The organism is Flavobacterium sp. CR10, from assembly GCF_055814415.1.
Genome location: NZ_CP185985.1, coordinates 554,888 through 572,339, shown reverse-complemented (window position 1 = coordinate 572,339; position 17,452 = coordinate 554,888). Strand labels below are relative to the sequence as shown.

Genomic DNA, 17,452 nt, shown 5'->3' with positions numbered 1-17,452 from the left:
CTTAACGTTAACACAAATTTGATAGTGCTGTTTTTGTCATAATTTGTCTTGTTTTATCTTTAAACCGTAAGGTTTTCCCATATTTGCAAACAATTTCAATTTTAAGAAAACTTAGATTAGATAGTTTTCTAAACGAAAAAGCCTCACACAGATTCAACAGATTGAATCAGATTCAGTAATTTTATTCGTGAATTTGACTTAAATATAAAACGACGCAAATGCAAGAAAACAATACAACAACTTTTATCTTTTTGGCAATTCTGTTGCTTTTAATTGTCATTATTTGTTTCATGGTTTATCAATTAATGCAAACCAAAAAGGCGAAAGAAGATGCAGAAAAAAGTTTTTATGCCTTAGAGTCAAAAGTCAACGATTTGCAATTGGAGAATTTGGAATCAAAACTGAATCCGCATTTGTTTAAGAATATTCTAAATTCGATTCAGTCGCATGCGTATCAGACTTATTTTGCTTTGGATAAACTGGCCAATGTTTTGGATTATATTTTGTACGAAAGCAAAAAGAAGTTTGTAACGGCCAAAGAAGAAATTGATTTTGCGATGAATTTAATCGAAATCAATAAAATTAAAATTAGTCCGCTTTTTGAACTTAAAGTCAAAACCAATATTAATCAGGAAGATAAATTGTATGATCAGCCTTTGCTGGCGCCTTTAATTTCGATTGATTTAATTGAAAATGCTTTTAAACATGCCGATCTTCAAAGTGCAGATGCTTTTATTTCGGTAGTTTTTGAGTTTAAAAATAATGCTTTTTTTATGACGGTTTCCAATAAAATCTCCGATAAAAAAGTATTGAAAAAAGAACGAAGCGGTTTTGGACACGCAACGCTTGAGCACCGTCTTCGCATCATTTATAAAAATAATTTTAAACTCGATAAGTTTATAGAAAACGATGTTTATATTGCTCATCTAAAAATTGATTTACTTGAATACAAAACTGAAATGCTTGCTTCTGGACGATGAAATTCCAGGATTAACGTATCTTAAAATGCTTTGCGAACAGATTCCAGAATTGGAAATCGTGAAAACATTTAATAATCCTGAAAAGCTTTTATCTGATATTCCTGATTTAGATTTTGATCTGCTGATTTCGGATATTGAAATGCCTGGAATTGACGGATTGCATCTGGCTGAAAAATTGCAGGACAAATTGATGATTTTCTGTACAGCTTACAAAGAATATGCAGCAGAAGCGTTTAATATTGATGCGGTAGATTATATTACAAAACCTGTAAAGTTGGAGCGTTTGCAAAAAGCAATCGCAAAAGCTTTTGAACGTTTTGAAAAATCAAATTCAGATAAAAAATTCATTCAGCTTAATACAGACAAAGGAAAAACGCTGTTGTATTTTAATAAAATCCAATATATAAAAACGGCAGCGAGCGATAGCCGCGACAAAACGGTTCTGCTTGCAGATGGAAGTTTTCTAAATTTAAAAAATGTAAAATTCGATACACTTTTGAACGAATTGCCAGATGCCGATTTTTGTAGAATTAATAAAAAAGAAATTGTAGCGGTAAAGGCTATAAAATTTTTTAATCATAACGAAATTGTACTCCATCATTTAGAAGAAAATAATAAAAATACAGCTTTAATCTTAAGCGAAACCTATCGTTCTGATTTTCTGAAAAAGGTAAAATTATAACTTATTACAAAGTTTTTCCGACTTGTTACATACATTGAAAATTAGCTGGAAATTTGCTTTTTCACTTAAAACTCAGTTCTGATATTTGCTGCAATAAATTTAAAGAACGAGTTATGAATAACATTAAGAACTCTTTATTCTACGTAACAATTATTGGCGGTTTTACAGCGCTAATATATTGGGTAATTTCAAAAGGCGCCGCATTAGAAGTGGGGCGAAATATTATAAAGAAAAGCGTTGAAAGTAACCATTGGAAAGACTTTCTTCATTCTATGGTCGAAAACTTGCAGCATCCTTTGGCCATTTTATTGGCACAGATTGTTACCATTATTTTAGTCGCACGTTTATTTGGATGGTTTTTTAGAAAAATAGGACAGCCGTCTGTTATCGGCGAAATGATCGCTGGAATTGTGTTAGGCCCATCTTTGGTTGGAATGTATTTTCCGGAATTTTCAGCAGCTTTATTTCCAAAAGAATCTTTAGGCAATTTACAGTTTTTAAGCCAAATCGGTTTAATCCTTTTCATGTTTGTTATCGGAATGGAGCTGGATTTAAAAGTCCTAAAAAATAAAGCACACGATGCAGTTGTTATCAGTCACGCTAGTATTGTTATTCCGTTTGCTTTAGGATTGTCATTGGCTTATTTTATTTACGAAATCTATGCTCCGATGGGAGTAGAATTTTCTTCTTTCGGATTGTTTATGGGTATTGCCATGAGTATTACGGCTTTTCCCGTTTTGGCGAGAATTGTTCAAGAACGAGGCATGCAGAAAACCAAACTTGGTACTATTGCCATAACTTGCGCCGCTGCAGACGATATCACGGCATGGTGTATTTTGGCAGTTGTTATTGCGATTGTAAAAGCAGGTTCGCTTTTAAGTTCGTTATATGTAATTGGAATGGCGATTTTGTATGTCATTATCATGCTTAAAATCGTTCGCCCATTCTTAAAAAGAGTAGGAGATTTGAACGCAACACGCGAAAGTTTGAATAAACCTGTTGTTGCCATTTTCTTTATTACGCTTTTAATTTCTGCTTACGCATCAGAATTAATCGGAATTCACGCTTTGTTTGGAGCATTTTTGGCTGGAGCAATTATGCCAGAAAACAATAAGTTCAGAAATATATTTATTGAAAAAGTCGAAGACGTTTCAATTATTGTGCTATTGCCATTGTTCTTTGTGTTTACAGGTTTGCGTACCCAAATCGGATTATTGAATGATCCTGAATTATGGAAAATTACGGGGTTAATCATTTTGGTTGCCGTAGTTGGTAAATTCTTTGGAAGTGCATTAGCAGCAAAATTCATGGGGCAAAACTGGAAAGACAGTTTGTCCATAGGTGCCTTAATGAACACTAGAGGTTTAATGGAATTGGTGGTCTTGAATATTGGTTATGATTTGGGAGTATTATCAACAGAGATTTTTACGATGATGGTCATTATGGCTTTGGTAACTACTTTTATGACAGGCCCAGCATTAGATTTTATTGGATTTATTTTTAAAGATAAAGCCACAGCCGTTCCAGAAGAAATTGGAACCAAAAGCAAGTATAAAATTCTGCTTTCGTTTGCCACTCCAGAAAGAGGAAAAAAATTACTTCAAATCGCAAACAGTTTAGTTAAAAAACAAGGAGATAATTCTATTGTAACCGCAATGCATTTGTCGTTAAGCACTGAAGTGCACTCTTTTGATATTAAAGAACATGAACGTAAAATGCTCGTTCCCGTAATTGAAGAATCACAACGTTTGAATCAGAATGTGGTGAGTTTGTTTAAAGTTTCTAATGATATTGATTCGGATATTATTGACACGGCAAATCAAGGAGAATATGATTTGCTTCTGGTTGGTTTAGGACAGTCTATTTTTGACGGAACTTTACTAGGGAAAATATTAGGCTTTACTACCAGAATTGTAAATCCAGATCGTTTGATTGATAAGTTTACAGGAAAAGAAGGATTGTTTGAGAATTCTCCTTTTGATGAAAGAACACGCCATATCATCGCGAAGTCTAAAATGCCAGTAGGAATTTTTATAGACAAAAATTTAGAAGAAGTCAATCAAGTTTTTATACCAGTTTTTAATAAAGAAGATGCTTTTTTAATTGATTATGCTAAAAAACTAATCAATAACAACGGTTCTCAGATTACAGTTTTAGATGCTGGTGGAGAAGTGAGAAATACAAGAGAAATTCAAGAAACCATTCGTTCTATTGAGCAGATTGCCCCAAATCACATCATGGTTATGAATGACAGAACATTGAAGAAAGAGTTTTTAGAAAGCCAAGATTTGATGATTATCAGTCTAGAAAGTTGGAAAAAACTAATAGAATCTCAAAGTATTTGGCTAAATAATTCTCCATCAGTTTTGATTCTTAAACCATAAACTTTTTGAAATTCCAAAAATTTAAAATTCCAAATTCCAATTTTACTTATTGGGGTTTGGGATTTTTTAGCCATGAATTCACGAATTTTAATGAATTTCTTTACGCTGTACTTGTCGAAATCGCACAAATTTACGCAGATTACTAGCGGAAATTTGTGAAATTCATCGATAAAATTTTTGTAAAGTTTTAGTGGGTAAATTTGTGAATTCGTGGCGAAAAAAAATGAATTTTAAAATTAAAGTCCCAGATCAAGAACATAAGAGATCTTAACTGCAATATTATCCTCAAATCTCATTAACTGATTTGGTCCATATCTATAGAATCCGCCTAAACCAAAACCTTTAAAAATTTTGTTCAATTCTATTCCCGATTCATAATACCCTTTATCAAGAGTTTTATATGCTGGCCCGACATGCTGTTCTGGGTTTTCCATGCTTCCCCAAGCCATTCTCGTAACCAAGACCAGTGATGGTCTTACTTTTTTGAAAAGCGTAAGACGGTCAAAACCATGTTTAATTTGAAACATCAAATATTGACTAGAGAAAAACTCATTAAAAAACATCGTTTCAAAAGCATTTCTACCTGCAAATGTGATACGCTGAACGACAGTTTCTTTAGTTAAGTTGTTTGGCGCCGTATTGTACAAATGCGTAATCGGAACATCTCCCATTGCCAATCCTCCCTGCAAAAGCAAACTTGTTTTCTGACGGTTTAAGTATTGTTTTTCGTATTCGGCCTTAAAATCTATTTTGCTAAAAGTAAAATCATTTTCAAACACACTTGGCAGAGATTGTGTGTACTGAAAAGTAAACCTCGGAAATCTTTTATCGCTTTCATTTCTTCCAGTCGGTGTCTGCATATAATTGCTAAATGGCGCCCAAACAATAGAAAGCATTGCTGTGGTCATGACATAGCTAGAGTACAGTTTTCCATTTAGATTAAAAAGATAATCAAATTTTGGTTCAATATAATTTCTTGAAAGTTCTAGAACGGCCTCGGTTTTCGGAATAAATTTGGTTTGAACATTAGCACGCCATCCTATATATTCATAAAAAGTGCTAATATTTATCGGACGCGGATCGTAAATTTTAAAAACACGTTTGTCAACAGAAAAAACAGTACTTGCAATTTCTCGCACATCGTCAGTATAATAACCGTTAAACCAAGTGTTGGTGTGTTTGTCTAATAAAACGCCACCACCGACGCTATATTTAAAAACACCATCTTTTGTTCCGTAAGCGCCGTAGCCTTCAACACGGAAGTATTTAGACAAACGGTCATTCGTAATGCCGCCTACACCAAGACGAAAACCTTCATAATTATTATAACTGATGATTTTTTTCAAGTCCAAATCGACAGGGCCAATCGGATAAAAACCATTAATGATTTTTCGGCCAATTCCTAAACGTTTTTCAATTCTATTTCGAACAGAAAGGCTATCGAGCAATAAATAGGTTTTTTGGCTTTTTAAATCGAGATTTTCTTTGCGGTATGCTTCCCAGAAACTTTCAGGTTTTTTGGCCGCATCGTCTTTAATTTCGATATAAAGCGAAGGGTTTTTTATTGGAGTGTCTGTATTTACTCGAATATCAAAACTATTGCTTTCAGAAAGCAGATAGGTGAAATCTGAGGCTACTTTTTTTCTTCGTTCTAAATTCTCTTCAACATCTCCGTCAAATTGAATCGTACCGCCAAGAATACGAATATCGTCGTCATTTTTTCCTTTTACGATTTTAAAAGTAGTGTTGCTCTGAAACCAGATTTTTTCTTTCGGAATATATTCAAATTCATGAATGCCGCTAATGTCCAAAACGCCTTTAATTCGCATTACTGCTTTCGCGATAGCGTAATTTTCTTTATCAATATACAAAACCCCTTCCAGTCCAGAAGCTCTGTGTTTTGATTTGTTTTTAAAATAAATCATGTATGTGTCACGGCCTCTTATGCTAACGGTGTCTAATAATTTATAATTATAACTTGAAGGAGCATTTTTAGAAATCGGATTTTCGTACTTGGTTTCAAATAATTCGTATTTAGGATCGTAAATCGAAATAGATTGGAGGTTGAAGGCCAGAACTTCATAAATCGGCTGTTTAAAGCCAGCGATTTTTGTGCCTAGAACCGTTTCTTTTAGTTTGTTATTTCCAAACTGATATTGAGAAACTTTTTCAGTTTGAAATAAATGCTGTTTGCTTACAATTTCTTTAAACTTATAATCAGAAGAATCAATGTTTATGATTCTTTTGTTTAAATCTTTATAAGCGGCTGTTGTGTCAATACGGCCGTCAATCGAATCCGGATTGGCGGTTACAATAAGTTTGTTATAGGTTTTGTATTCGAAATTATTAAGTTTCTTTTGCGGATCGTTTACTGCTTTGTTGGCAATAACTTTTTTTATAATATTAAGTGCAGGATTTTCATTAGAAATGATAACTTCTTTTAAATCATCGGTCTGCTGTAAAAGTGAAATCGAATAAAAGGTTTTGCTGTTGATTAAAGCAATAGTTTTCGACTGAAAACCTATATAAGAAACTGTAAGTGATGTCGCAGAGGAACTAATTTTAAAAATAAATTTTCCGTCAACATCTGTAATTGTGTTATTGTTTTCTGAGGTGGTAATGGTGGCAAATGGAAGAGGTTTGTTGTTTGAATCGGTCACGATTCCGTTTATTTGAATTTGCGCCTGAAAAGTAAGCGTAAAAAACAAAGTCAAAAAACAAAATAGCTTCATACAGAATGATATAGTTTCAAAAACGAAAAGAAATTAATTTTCGTATGCAAAAATAGCAATAAAAAAATCCGTCTAGTGCAATAAACCAGACGGATTTTTTATTTTATAATCAAAACTTACTTATACTTTCATGATTTCGGCTTCTTTTGAAGCCAATAACTCATCAATTTTTTTAATGTAAGCATTTGTTAAGTTCTGAACTTCTTCTTCTGCAGATTTACAGATATCTTCTGAAGTTCCTTCTTTTTCCAATTTTTTGATATCAGTATTAGCATCTTTACGAGAATTGCGGATACCAATTTTAGCATCTTCAGCTTCAGCTTTTGCTTGTTTGGCTAAATCACGGCGACGCTCTTCTGTCAAAGGCGGTACACTGATGATGATAACGTCTCCGTTATTCATTGGGTTAAAACCAATGTTAGCGACTAAGATTGCTTTTTCAATAACAGAAAGCATATTTTTTTCAAATGGCTGTAATGTAATTGTTCTAGCATCTGGAACGCTAATTTTAGATACTTGAGAAAGCGGTGTTGCAGATCCGTAATAATCTACAAAAACACCTCCAAGCATAGCTGGAGAAGCTTTTCCTGCACGAATATTAAGAAATTCTTTCTCTAAGTGTGCAATAGTACCATTCATTGATTCCTCAGTACTTTCTAAAATAAAATCTATTTCTTCAGTCATTTTGTTTAGATTTTTAGATTCTTAGAAGATTAGATTTAATTTCTTCTAATTTACGAACTAATGTTATTTTGTTTTTTTGATTGCCTTAAGGTTGAGAAGAATTTAGAAAATCTAAAATTCTATTAATCTAAGCAGTCTATATGTTTACTACAGTTCCTATGTTTTCTCCGTCGCAGATTTTCAATAAGTTTCCAATTTTGTTCATATCAAAAACTACGATAGGCAATTTGTTTTCTTGGCTTAAGGTAAATGCAGTAGTATCCATTACATTTAATCCTTTTTTGATTACATCGTCAAACGAAATAAAATCAAATTTTACTGCAGAAGCATTTTTTTCTGGGTCAGAATCGTAAACACCGTCAACACGAGTACCTTTAAGGATAACATCAGCATTGATTTCTATACCTCTTAAAACGGCAGCAGTATCTGTTGTGAAATATGGATTTCCGGTTCCAGCACCAAAAATTACGATTCTTCCTTTTTCAAGGTGGCGGTCAGCTCTTCTCTTAATATAAGGCTCTGCAATAGATTCCATTTTTAGAGCAGTTTGAAGACGAGTTTTCATTCCTTTATCTTCAAGAGCGCCTTGTAATGCCATTCCGTTAATTACAGTTGCAAGCATTCCCATGTAATCGCCTTGAACTCTGTCCATTCCTGAGCTTGCTCCTGCAACGCCTCTAAATATATTTCCTCCTCCAATAACAATTGCAATTTCTACTCCTTTGTCGTGAATTTGCTTAATTTCATCTGCATATTCGGCTAATCTTTTTGGGTCTATACCATATTGTAAATCACCCATTAGCGCTTCGCCGCTAAGTTTTAGAAGAATTCTTTTATATTTCATGTGTGTGTCGCGTTAATTTGTGCAAATATAGACATATTCTGATTTTTAAAAATAATGTTTGCAAAATTATTTTAAGAAGCTTGAATTAATTAAAATTTTTAATTTTGTAGGAAAATACAATATTTATAAAAATTTAGATCACTAAAAAAAATATCAAATGAAATTCTTAAATGAATATAGTAAAATTGAAGACGAAGGATTTATTAATAATTTTAAAGATGAAGATTTAAGTAATTTAATAAATGAATTGTGTGAATATTGGTTTAAGCATGAGAAATCTGGGAATTCAATGTATTCAAATCCAATTTGGTATTCTTTTGAACATAAGATTTGGAGATTAGGAGAAGATTTGAGGCTTCTTTTAAAGAAGAAAAAGAGCTTTAAAAAATCAATATTAATTCAAAATACAATTATTGATATTCTGAAAAATGATAAATATGGCAAAGGAAGACAAACTTTTGCATTATTGATTGGCGAATTGAAATGTAATTTAACTAAAGATGATATTAAAATGCTTTTAAATGATAGAGATGTTTATGGCCATTTAATTATTTCTTTAAGAAAATTGAAGATTAAAGGTTTTGAAGAAAAAATGAAAATCATTATAAATTCTGAAAAAGGTTGGATAAAGGCAGAAGCTAAAAAGTATTTAGATAAGTCAGCTTCTTGGTAAAATTATCAATAATGTGATAAATGTCATTTCCTCCGTCTTCCTAAAATTCGTATTTTTATTGTATCCTAAAAATGAAATAAATATGAAAAGCATCGTAGCCAAATCATTATTCAATAGTCATCCTTATGTTGAATATAGAAAAATAGTAACCGATTTATTGTTTGAAGGAAAATCAACTGGAAGCGAACAATCAGAAAGTCTTACCAATTATTCAAAATTGAATGAAGCAAGAATGAACCGTTTGGAGAAAACGATTACCATTTCTGATGATATTGCGACTAAACTTCAAAACTTAGACAATCATTATATTTGGCTGGTGTTGTCGGAAGGCTGGTGCGGAGATGCAGCGCAGATTCTTCCAATTTTAAATAAAATGGCTTTGGCTTCTAATAAAAGAATCGATTTGAGAATTGCATTGCGTGATGAAAATGACGATTTAATGAGCCATTATTTAACTAACGGCGGAAGAGCAATTCCAAAAGTAATCGTGATTTGTAAAGAAGCAGGAATTGTACGTGCCGATTGGGGACCAAGACCAAAAGGAGCAACCGAATTAATGGAAAAACATAAAAGAGAAGTTGGCGCTATCGACGAAAAGATAAAAACCGATTTGCAGTTATGGTATCTGGCAGATAAAGGAATTTCAGTTCAGGAAGAATTGGTCGAAATCATGGAAAATATCAAGTATAATCGCCTTTAATCGGATTAATGTGTTGATAAACAGGTGATTTGTTAATAAAATTGTCTTAAAGTCTTTTTGACTTCGATAGAATTTTGTAACTTAGTAAAACTAATCCCACATCTATTATAGCTTTCAGATTTACTCTTTTTATTGGTGTTGATTTAATGGTTAACAATTAAAAGTACACTATTATGAAAAAGTTATTCGAAAGATTTTATGATTTCTTTTCTACATTTTTATTTGGAGGGAAGAATGTGCCTCACTATTAATTTGAGATGAGTATGGAACAACATTACTTGTTTTAGGAGCTTGGCACATTACTTTCAAATTTGTAATGTGCTTTTTTGTTTTAGTTATTTAAAGCTTTCTTCAAATAAAGTAATATCAATCGCATTTTTTACGTCGTAATCGCCAATTTTAGTTCGGCGTAAAACGGTTAAATGCGAACCAGAATTCATTGCTTTTCCAAAATCGTAAGCTAGAGAACGAATGTAAGTTCCTTTAGAACAAACTACTCTAAAATCGACTTCTGGCAATGCAATTCTTGTGATTTCAAATTCGTGAATTGTAGTTTTTCGGCTTTCAATTTCTATTGATTCTCCAGCACGCGCATGTTCGTACAAACGAACGCCATCTTTTTTAATAGCAGAAAAAATTGGCGGTTTCTGATCGATTTCGCCTAAAAACTGTTTTACAGTTTCATGAATTAAAGCTTCGTCAATATGATCGGTTGGAAAAGTCTGATCGATTTCAGTTTCCAAATCATACGATGGAGTAGTAGCGCCGATATAAAACGTTCCCGTATATTCTTTTGCCTGACCTTGAAGTTCGGAAATCTTTTTAGTGGATTTTCCAGTGCAGATTAATAAAAGCCCAGTTGCCAAAGGATCCAAAGTTCCTGCATGACCAATTTTGAACTTTTTAGGAAGCCCGACTTTATTAATTAAAAGGTATTTTAATTTATTAACAGCTTGAAATGAACTCCATTTTAAAGGTTTGTCAATCAATAAAACTTGTCCTTCTAAATATTCTTCAGGTGTCATTATATAATCGTAAGCGGATGAATGAAAAAGTGAATCAATAATAAAATGATTCCGGCAATGATTCGGTAATAACCAAAAACTTTAAATCCGTTTTTAGTCAAAAATCCGATGAAAGTTTTAATTGCTAATAATGCTACAATAAAAGCAACAATATTACCAATTACCAACATGTTTACTTGGTCGTGAGACAGTTCAAAACCCGCTTTGTAATAGTCATAACATTTTTTTGCAGTTGCTCCCAACATAGTTGGAACCGCTAAGAAAAATGAAAATTCTGCTGCAGAAGTTCTAGTCAGTTTTTGAGCCATACCTCCAACAATACTTGCACCGCTTCGAGAAACTCCAGGAATCATGGCAAGACATTGAAATAAACCAATTTTTAAAGCTTTGGCATACGTGATTTCAGTTGAAACTTCTGGATCGTTTGGTTTGTTAAACCATTCGTCTACTTTTAATAAAATTAGACCTCCAATTAGAAGTGAAATAGCAACTGTAACAGGATTTTCTAGTAAATCGTCAATAAAATCGCTTAATAATAATCCTAAAACAACTGCAGGAATAAAAGCGACTAAAAGTTTAAAGTAGAAATCAAAAGTTTGAAAGAAACGTTTGAAGTATAAGATTACAACCGAAAGTATCGCGCCAAGCTGAATTACAATGGTAAAAAGTTTAGTGAAATCGTCATGAGCGATTCCGAAAAAAGAAGAAGCAATAATCATATGTCCTGTAGAAGAAACAGGCAAAAATTCTGTAATTCCTTCAATAATGGCAAGAACAATAGCTTGTAATGTGTTCATTTAGAATTTTAGATTTTAGATTTTAGATTTTAGATTTGTCACCCTGAGCGAAGTCGAAAGGCATTCTGATTAAAAATCTATAAACCTATATTATTTAGATTTTTTGAAGATAGAATATATCGTGATTCCAAAACCGATTAAAACAGTCGTTGGTGCTAAACGAATACGTCTAAAGCTGAAAATGTCTTCATTAAAAACATTTGGATCTTTACTTCCTCCTCCAGACATTAAAATAAATCCTAGCGCAATTACAGCAATTCCGATTAATAGGATTTTGTAATTAATGGCGTCAAAAAGGAATTCCTGTTTTTGAACTTGTTGTTCTTCTTTATTATTGTTTTTCATTTTTATGTGTTTGTCAGCCTGAGCGAAGTTCGAAGGCATTTTTTTTAAATCTAAAATCTGCAATCTAAAATCTGCAATCTAAAATTAATAAAGATCGTCAGTTCTTAAATTCAAGAAACGTTGCGTTGCAAAATGCGTGCTTACCCAAGTAATTAGAACTCCTAATCCGAAAACAGCAACTAAAACCAAACCAGTTAAAATTTTATCCTCTAGAATTCCTAAACCAGGAAAATTAGTGTCTACATATAGTAAAAGCGCGATTAAAGCAATAATAGCTAAACCTGCACCAAGCATTCCAAGTTTTACGCTTCGCATTACAAATGGTTTACGGATAAACGCTTTTGTAGCTCCAACCATTTGCATGGTTTTGATAATAAAACGATTTGAATGTATAGATAAACGCAATGAACTATTGATTAATAAAACTGCAATTACAGTCAAAAAGCCGCTGACGATTAAAATCCACATACTTACTTTTCTGATGTTGTCATTTACAAGATTTACCAATTGTTTGTCGTAAACAATATCTGAAATCATAGCATTTTTGCGGAAACGGTTTTCAATTTTTACGATACTGTCTCTTTCTACATAATCTGCTTTTAAGTGAATGTCGTATGAATTCAATAGCGGATTTTCTCCCAAAAAGGTTAAAAAGTCTTCTCCGATAATATCAGTGTGTTCTTTTGCCGCTTTTTCTTTCGTTACATAAACAAAAGATTTAGCAAAAGGCGCTCTTTTAAGTTCTGTGTTAAATGCTTTGATAATGCTGTCATTTGCTTCATTTTTGAAGAAAACTGTCATAGCGATTTTTTCTTTAAAATCGTCAGCCAATTGTTTAGAATTAATGATGAATAATCCTAGCACTCCCAAAAGGAATAAAACCAAGAATACACTTAATACTACCGAAAAATAAGAGGAAATTAACCTGCGCTTTTGAAATTTATCAAAGTTAGAACTCATAGATACTTAAATTATGTGGTAAAAATAATAAAGAATTTCTTTATTTAAAGTTAATAACAAACTTTTATACTTAAAAGTACGATTTAAATATAGAAAAGAAGTTTTATTTGATGCAAAGTGTTACATGAATAATTAAAGCAAAGAACGCAAAGTTTTGCTTAAGGTCCGCAAAGTAAAAAGTTTGCCACAGATTAAAAAGATTAAAAATTGATTTTTAAGTCTGCTTGAATTCTTTAATCTCTGGCAAAAAAGGAATCTAAGTACATATTTTTAATCGTAATAATTCGTGTTTTTACTTAACCCTAAACAAGTAATTCATTATTTTATTTGTTTGCCAATGAAATAGCTTTGCTACAATGCACAATAAATGTAAATTTGCGGCTAAATTAATTTAGTGAAAAGCTTAGAACCTTAGTAACTTAGAATCTTAGTCACTTAGAAATGAAGTACAATCCAAACGAAATTGAAGCCAAATGGCAAAAATATTGGGCAGAAAGTCAAACTTTCGCAGCAAAAAACAACTCTGAAAAGCCGAAACATTATGTTCTCGACATGTTTCCTTATCCGTCTGGAGCAGGATTACACGTAGGGCATCCACTGGGTTATATTGCTTCAGATGTGTATTCTCGTTTCAAAAGACATCAAGGTTTCAATGTTTTGCATCCAATGGGTTACGATAGTTTCGGATTACCTGCAGAACAGTATGCGATTCAGACGGGACAACGTCCTGAAGATACAACACGTGTAAATATTGACGGTGGAGTAGATAAGGAAGGAAAACAAATTGCGGGTTACAGAAAACAATTAGATAAAATCGGATTCTCATTTGACTGGGCTCGTGAAGTGCGTACGTCAAATCCAGATTATTACAAACATACACAATGGATTTTTATCCAATTATTCAATTCTTGGTATTGCAGAAAACAAGGAAAAGCTTTTGATATTTCAGAGCTTGTAACTGTTTTTGAAGAAAGTGGAAATGCATTGGTTGAAGCAGTTTGTGACGATAACGTAGCGATTTTTACTGCTGACGAATGGAAATCTTATTCTGAAGATCAAAAAGAGAAAATCTTGTTGCAATACAGAATGACGTATTTGGCAGAAACCGAAGTAAACTGGTGTCCAGGCTTAGGAACTGTTTTGGCAAATGACGAAATTGTAAACGGAGTTTCAGAACGTGGAGGCTTTCCTGTTATAAGAAAAAAAATGACACAATGGAGTATGCGAATTTCTGCTTATGCCGAACGCTTGCTTGAAGGTCTAAATGATATCGATTGGAGTGAGTCAATTAAAGAATCTCAAAGAAACTGGATTGGGAAATCGGTTGGGGCTTTGGTAACTTTTAATGTGAAAGATCATAATGGAGTAATTGAAGTTTTCACCACTCGTCCTGATACAATTTTTGGAGTAACTTTTATGACTTTGGCTCCAGAACATGATTTGGTGGCAAAAATTACAACTCCAGAACAAAAAGCAGAAGTTGAAGCGTATATCGAAAAAACAGCAAAGCGTTCGGAACGTGAGCGTATGGCTGATGTAAAAACCATTTCTGGTGCATTTACAGGAGCGTATGCTGAACATCCGTTTACAAAAGAGCCAATTCCGGTTTGGATTGGTGATTATGTTTTGGCTGGTTACGGAACAGGCGCTGTAATGGCGGTTCCTTGCGGAGACGAAAGAGATTACGCTTTTGCGAATTTCTTTAAAGGTCAAAACGGAATGCAGGAAATCAAAAATATCTTCGCAAATGTTGATATTTCTGAAGCGGCTTATGGATCTAAAGACAACGTTGAAATCGCAAATTCTGATTTCTTAAACGGATTAAATTATAAAGAAGGTACTAAAAAAGCGATTGAAAAATTAGAAGAAATCGGTCAAGGAAAAGGTAAAACAAATTACCGTTTGCGTGATGCAGTTTTCTCTCGTCAGCGTTATTGGGGAGAACCATTCCCAGTTTATTACGTGAATGGATTGCCAAAAATGATCGATACACAACATTTGCCAATTATTTTGCCTGAAGTTGAGAAATACTTGCCAACTGAAGACGGTTTGCCTCCATTAGGAAATGCAGCAGTTTGGGCTTGGGATACAAAAGAAAATAAAGTTGTCAATACAGATTTAGTTGACAATGTTTCGATTTTTCCTTTAGAATTAAACACCATGCCGGGTTGGGCGGGAAGTTCATGGTATTGGATGCGTTACATGGATGCACACAATGAAAATGAATTTGCAAGCAAAGAAGCTTTGGCTTACTGGGAAAATGTAGATTTATATATTGGAGGAAGCGAGCACGCAACAGGTCACTTATTGTATTCTCGTTTTTGGAACAAATTCTTAAAAGACAAAGGTTTTGCTCCAACTGAAGAACCATTCAAAAAACTGATCAATCAGGGAATGATTTTGGGTACGACGGCTTATGTTTACAGATTGGAAGGAACAAATACTTTTGTGTCTAAAAATAAAATTGACGGTCAAAATGTACAGCCAATTCGTGTTGATGTTCATTTTGTGAATTCTTCAGATGAATTAAATATCGAAAAGTTCAAAGCTTGGAGAGAAGATTTCAATACAGCAGAATTTATTTTTGATGAAAACGGAAAATACATTGTTGGTCGTGAAGTAGAAAAAATGTCTAAATCATACTATAATGTTGTAACTCCAGATGATATTTGTGCTGAATATGGTGCTGATACATTACGTTTATACGAAATGTTCTTAGGTCCGTTAGAGCAGGCAAAACCTTGGAATACTGCTGGAATTTCAGGAGTTTTTGGTTTCTTGAAAAAATTATGGAGATTGTATTTTGATGATAATGGTTTAATCGTAAACAACGACGAACCAACAAAAGACAACCTGAAATCATTGCATAAAACCATCAAAAAAGTAGCTGATGATATCGAGAATTTCTCTTTCAATACTTCGGTTTCTCAGTTTATGATTTGTGTAAATGAATTGTCTTCTCAAAACTGTCATTCAAGAGCAATTTTAGAACCATTAGCAATCTTGGTTTCGCCATACGCGCCTCACATTGCAGAAGAATTATGGTCAAAATTAGGACATACAACTTCAATTTCAGAAGTGGCTTTCCCAATTTTTGACGAAAAACATTTAATTGAAACGAATAAAGAATATCCAGTTTCTTTCAACGGGAAAATGCGTTTTACAATTGAATTGCCTTTGGATTTAACCAAAGAACAAATCGAAGAAATCGTTATGAAAGACGAAAGAACTCAAAAACACTTGGACGGAAGAACGCCGAATAAAGTGATTATCGTTCCTGGAAAAATCATCAATTTGGTAGGATAACCAAATTAATTTTCAATATAAAAATTCCAAATTCCAATTTTACGATTGGGGTTTGGGATTTTTTTTGTGCTTTGTTTTTTGCCACAAATTACACGAATTTCCACAAATTTTATTTCGAAAAGCTTATAGTTTGTCAGTCTGAGCGAAGTCGAAGACCACACAAGTAACTCTACAAAGATTGACGATTTTGATTGCGGAGCTTCTAGCGTGGTCTTCGACTTCGCTCAGATTGACAATGCATACCGTTCCTCCTTTAGAAGACAAACTAAGAGAAAAACTTTGCGACCTAGCGCCTTTGTGGCAAAAAAAATCGCGCACTTTGCGGTTAAAAACCCGCACCAACATTGGAGTTTGGTCCCGATAGCTGTCGGGATTTATTAAAAATTTAAAAACTTTTGTAACATTTTAATAGTTGCCGTATCAAAAGCATGGATCCGATTTAATTAACAATTTATTGCTATTAGAATTTTAACAACTTAAAACTATTAAAAATGAAAAAGTATATCATCTTAATTATCGCATTCTTATTCTCAGCATTATGTCTAAATGTTTTTGCGCAAACAAAACAATATCCTTTTGAAGTAATTAAAACTGGTAAAGGAAAACAATCTATAATCTTCATTCCGGGATTTGCTTCTTCTGGCGAAGTTTGGAAAGACACTAAAATCGCATTCGAAAAAGACTTCACTTGTTATACACTTACAATGTCGGGTTTCGCTGGAATACAACCACAGCCGAATCCATCATTTGAAAACTGGAAAAACGAAATCGCTGCTTATATAAAAGACAATAAAATCGAAAAGCCAATCTTAATTGGTCATAGTATGGGCGGAGGATTGGCACTTGCCATTGCAGCCGATTATCCAGAATTGATAGGAAAAATTGTTGTTGTCGATGTGATTCCGTGTCTGGCGGCTTTGAGCGATCCTTCTTTTAAATTAAAAGAAAATAATGATTGTTCGCCAATGGTAGCTCAAATGACGGGTATGAACGAAACTCAATTTTACGATATGCAGAAACAAATGATGCCGAGACTTCTGCAAGATCAATCTAAAATGGAGATGGTTATTGGCTGGAGCGTAAAATCGGACCGAAATACTTTTGGGCAAATGTATTGTGACTTTTACAATACCGATTTAAGAGCGAAAATCGCACAGGTAAAATGTCCGTCTTTAGTTTTATTAGAATCTTATTTTATAAATTTAAAACCCGCAATTGAAACACAATATGCAAATTTGAAAACAGCTAATTTTAAGTACGCTAACAAAGGGCTTCATTTTATTATGTACGACGATACCGCTTGGTACATGGAGCAGTTAAACAATTTTATAAAAGCATAA

The 17,452-nt window shown here is 33.2% G+C and carries 14 protein-coding genes; 7 read left to right on the top strand and 7 right to left on the bottom strand.

Going from position 1 to position 17,452, the window contains the following annotated elements; genetic code table 11:
- Nucleotides 1-218 precede the first annotated feature (218 nt).
- The 3 genes from ACNRYB_RS02725 to ACNRYB_RS02715 all read left to right on the top strand — a co-directional run bounded on the left by ACNRYB_RS02725 (nt 219) and on the right by ACNRYB_RS02715 (nt 4,046).
- Nucleotides 219-980: a sensor histidine kinase gene (locus tag ACNRYB_RS02725; RefSeq protein WP_129746558.1), complete on the top strand. Its 762-nt coding sequence runs from the start codon at nt 219-221 to the stop codon at nt 978-980.
- Nucleotides 943-1,662: a LytR/AlgR family response regulator transcription factor gene (locus ACNRYB_RS02720; RefSeq protein WP_473729154.1), complete on the top strand. Its 720-nt coding sequence runs from the start codon at nt 943-945 to the stop codon at nt 1,660-1,662. The genes ACNRYB_RS02725 and ACNRYB_RS02720 overlap by 38 nt, the downstream gene beginning before the upstream one ends.
- Nucleotides 1,663-1,775: 113 nt before the next feature.
- Nucleotides 1,776-4,046, top strand: coding sequence for a cation:proton antiporter (locus tag ACNRYB_RS02715; RefSeq protein WP_473729153.1), 2,271 nt, complete (start codon nt 1,776-1,778; stop codon nt 4,044-4,046).
- Nucleotides 4,047-4,282: 236 nt separating this feature from the next.
- Here the strand turns inward: ACNRYB_RS02715 and ACNRYB_RS02710 are convergent, their stop codons facing one another.
- The 3 genes from ACNRYB_RS02710 to pyrH form a co-directional block, all read right to left on the bottom strand.
- Nucleotides 4,283-6,778 (bottom strand): DUF5686 family protein, encoded by a 2,496-nt coding sequence (locus tag ACNRYB_RS02710; protein ID WP_473729152.1) that lies wholly within the window; start codon nt 6,776-6,778, stop codon nt 4,283-4,285.
- Nucleotides 6,779-6,898: 120 nt separating this feature from the next.
- Complete coding sequence (gene frr, locus ACNRYB_RS02705; RefSeq protein WP_473729151.1) at nt 6,899-7,462, bottom strand: ribosome recycling factor; 564 nt, start codon at nt 7,460-7,462, stop codon at nt 6,899-6,901.
- Between the two features lie 136 nt (nt 7,463-7,598).
- Entirely contained in the window at nt 7,599-8,306 is a 708-nt protein-coding gene (gene pyrH / locus ACNRYB_RS02700) for a UMP kinase (protein WP_129746553.1), read from the bottom strand.
- 157 nt (nt 8,307-8,463) lie between these two features.
- Here pyrH and ACNRYB_RS02695 point away from each other — a divergent pair, with 157 nt between their 5' ends.
- Entirely contained in the window at nt 8,464-8,979 is a 516-nt protein-coding gene (locus ACNRYB_RS02695; RefSeq protein ID WP_129746552.1) for a hypothetical protein, read from the top strand.
- Nucleotides 8,980-9,061: 82 nt separating this feature from the next.
- Nucleotides 9,062-9,679 carry a thioredoxin family protein gene (locus tag ACNRYB_RS02690; RefSeq protein WP_473729150.1) on the top strand — a complete coding sequence of 206 codons (618 nt, stop codon included), beginning with the start codon at nt 9,062-9,064 and terminating at the stop codon, nt 9,677-9,679.
- A 335-nt stretch (nt 9,680-10,014) separates the two neighbouring features.
- Here the strand turns inward: ACNRYB_RS02690 and truB are convergent, their stop codons facing one another.
- The 4 genes from truB to ACNRYB_RS02670 form a co-directional block, all read right to left on the bottom strand.
- Nucleotides 10,015-10,704, bottom strand: a complete 690-nt coding sequence (gene truB, locus ACNRYB_RS02685) for a tRNA pseudouridine(55) synthase TruB (RefSeq protein WP_473729149.1) — start codon at nt 10,702-10,704, stop codon at nt 10,015-10,017.
- Nucleotides 10,704-11,501, bottom strand: coding sequence for an undecaprenyl-diphosphate phosphatase (locus ACNRYB_RS02680; protein ID WP_473729148.1), 798 nt, complete (start codon nt 11,499-11,501; stop codon nt 10,704-10,706). The genes truB and ACNRYB_RS02680 overlap by 1 nt, the downstream gene beginning before the upstream one ends.
- Nucleotides 11,502-11,591: 90 nt before the next feature.
- On the bottom strand, nt 11,592-11,846 hold the full coding sequence (locus ACNRYB_RS02675; RefSeq protein ID WP_343698127.1) for a DUF3098 domain-containing protein: 255 nt from the start codon (nt 11,844-11,846) through the stop codon (nt 11,592-11,594).
- A gap of 84 nt (nt 11,847-11,930) precedes the next feature.
- Nucleotides 11,931-12,806, bottom strand: coding sequence for a cell division protein FtsX (locus ACNRYB_RS02670; RefSeq protein ID WP_473729147.1), 876 nt, complete (start codon nt 12,804-12,806; stop codon nt 11,931-11,933).
- A gap of 441 nt (nt 12,807-13,247) precedes the next feature.
- On the opposite strand from ACNRYB_RS02670, the gene leuS reads away from it, so the two are divergent.
- Together leuS and ACNRYB_RS02660 are read left to right on the top strand one after the other, a co-directional pair.
- Nucleotides 13,248-16,112, top strand: coding sequence for a leucine--tRNA ligase (gene leuS / locus ACNRYB_RS02665; RefSeq protein WP_473729146.1), 2,865 nt, complete (start codon nt 13,248-13,250; stop codon nt 16,110-16,112).
- A 491-nt stretch (nt 16,113-16,603) separates the two neighbouring features.
- Entirely contained in the window at nt 16,604-17,452 is an 849-nt protein-coding gene (locus ACNRYB_RS02660; protein WP_129746545.1) for an alpha/beta fold hydrolase, read from the top strand.

What these genes read in the sequence shown, in the direction of transcription:
- ACNRYB_RS02725 (WP_129746558.1), top strand. Translation starts at nt 219, where the DNA reads ATGCAAGAAAACAATACAACAACTTTTATCTTTTTGGCAATTCTGTTG.
- ACNRYB_RS02715 (WP_473729153.1), top strand. Translation starts at nt 1,776, where the DNA reads ATGAATAACATTAAGAACTCTTTATTCTACGTAACAATTATTGGCGGT.
- ACNRYB_RS02710 (WP_473729152.1), bottom strand. Translation starts at nt 6,778, where the DNA reads ATGAAGCTATTTTGTTTTTTGACTTTGTTTTTTACGCTTACTTTTCAG.
- frr (WP_473729151.1), bottom strand. Translation starts at nt 7,462, where the DNA reads ATGACTGAAGAAATAGATTTTATTTTAGAAAGTACTGAGGAATCAATG.
- pyrH (WP_129746553.1), bottom strand. Translation starts at nt 8,306, where the DNA reads ATGAAATATAAAAGAATTCTTCTAAAACTTAGCGGCGAAGCGCTAATG.
- ACNRYB_RS02695 (WP_129746552.1), top strand. Translation starts at nt 8,464, where the DNA reads ATGAAATTCTTAAATGAATATAGTAAAATTGAAGACGAAGGATTTATT.
- ACNRYB_RS02690 (WP_473729150.1), top strand. Translation starts at nt 9,062, where the DNA reads ATGAAAAGCATCGTAGCCAAATCATTATTCAATAGTCATCCTTATGTT.
- truB (WP_473729149.1), bottom strand. Translation starts at nt 10,704, where the DNA reads ATGACACCTGAAGAATATTTAGAAGGACAAGTTTTATTGATTGACAAA.
- ACNRYB_RS02680 (WP_473729148.1), bottom strand. Translation starts at nt 11,501, where the DNA reads ATGAACACATTACAAGCTATTGTTCTTGCCATTATTGAAGGAATTACA.
- ACNRYB_RS02675 (WP_343698127.1), bottom strand. Translation starts at nt 11,846, where the DNA reads ATGAAAAACAATAATAAAGAAGAACAACAAGTTCAAAAACAGGAATTC.
- ACNRYB_RS02670 (WP_473729147.1), bottom strand. Translation starts at nt 12,806, where the DNA reads ATGAGTTCTAACTTTGATAAATTTCAAAAGCGCAGGTTAATTTCCTCT.
- leuS (WP_473729146.1), top strand. Translation starts at nt 13,248, where the DNA reads ATGAAGTACAATCCAAACGAAATTGAAGCCAAATGGCAAAAATATTGG.
- ACNRYB_RS02660 (WP_129746545.1), top strand. Translation starts at nt 16,604, where the DNA reads ATGAAAAAGTATATCATCTTAATTATCGCATTCTTATTCTCAGCATTA.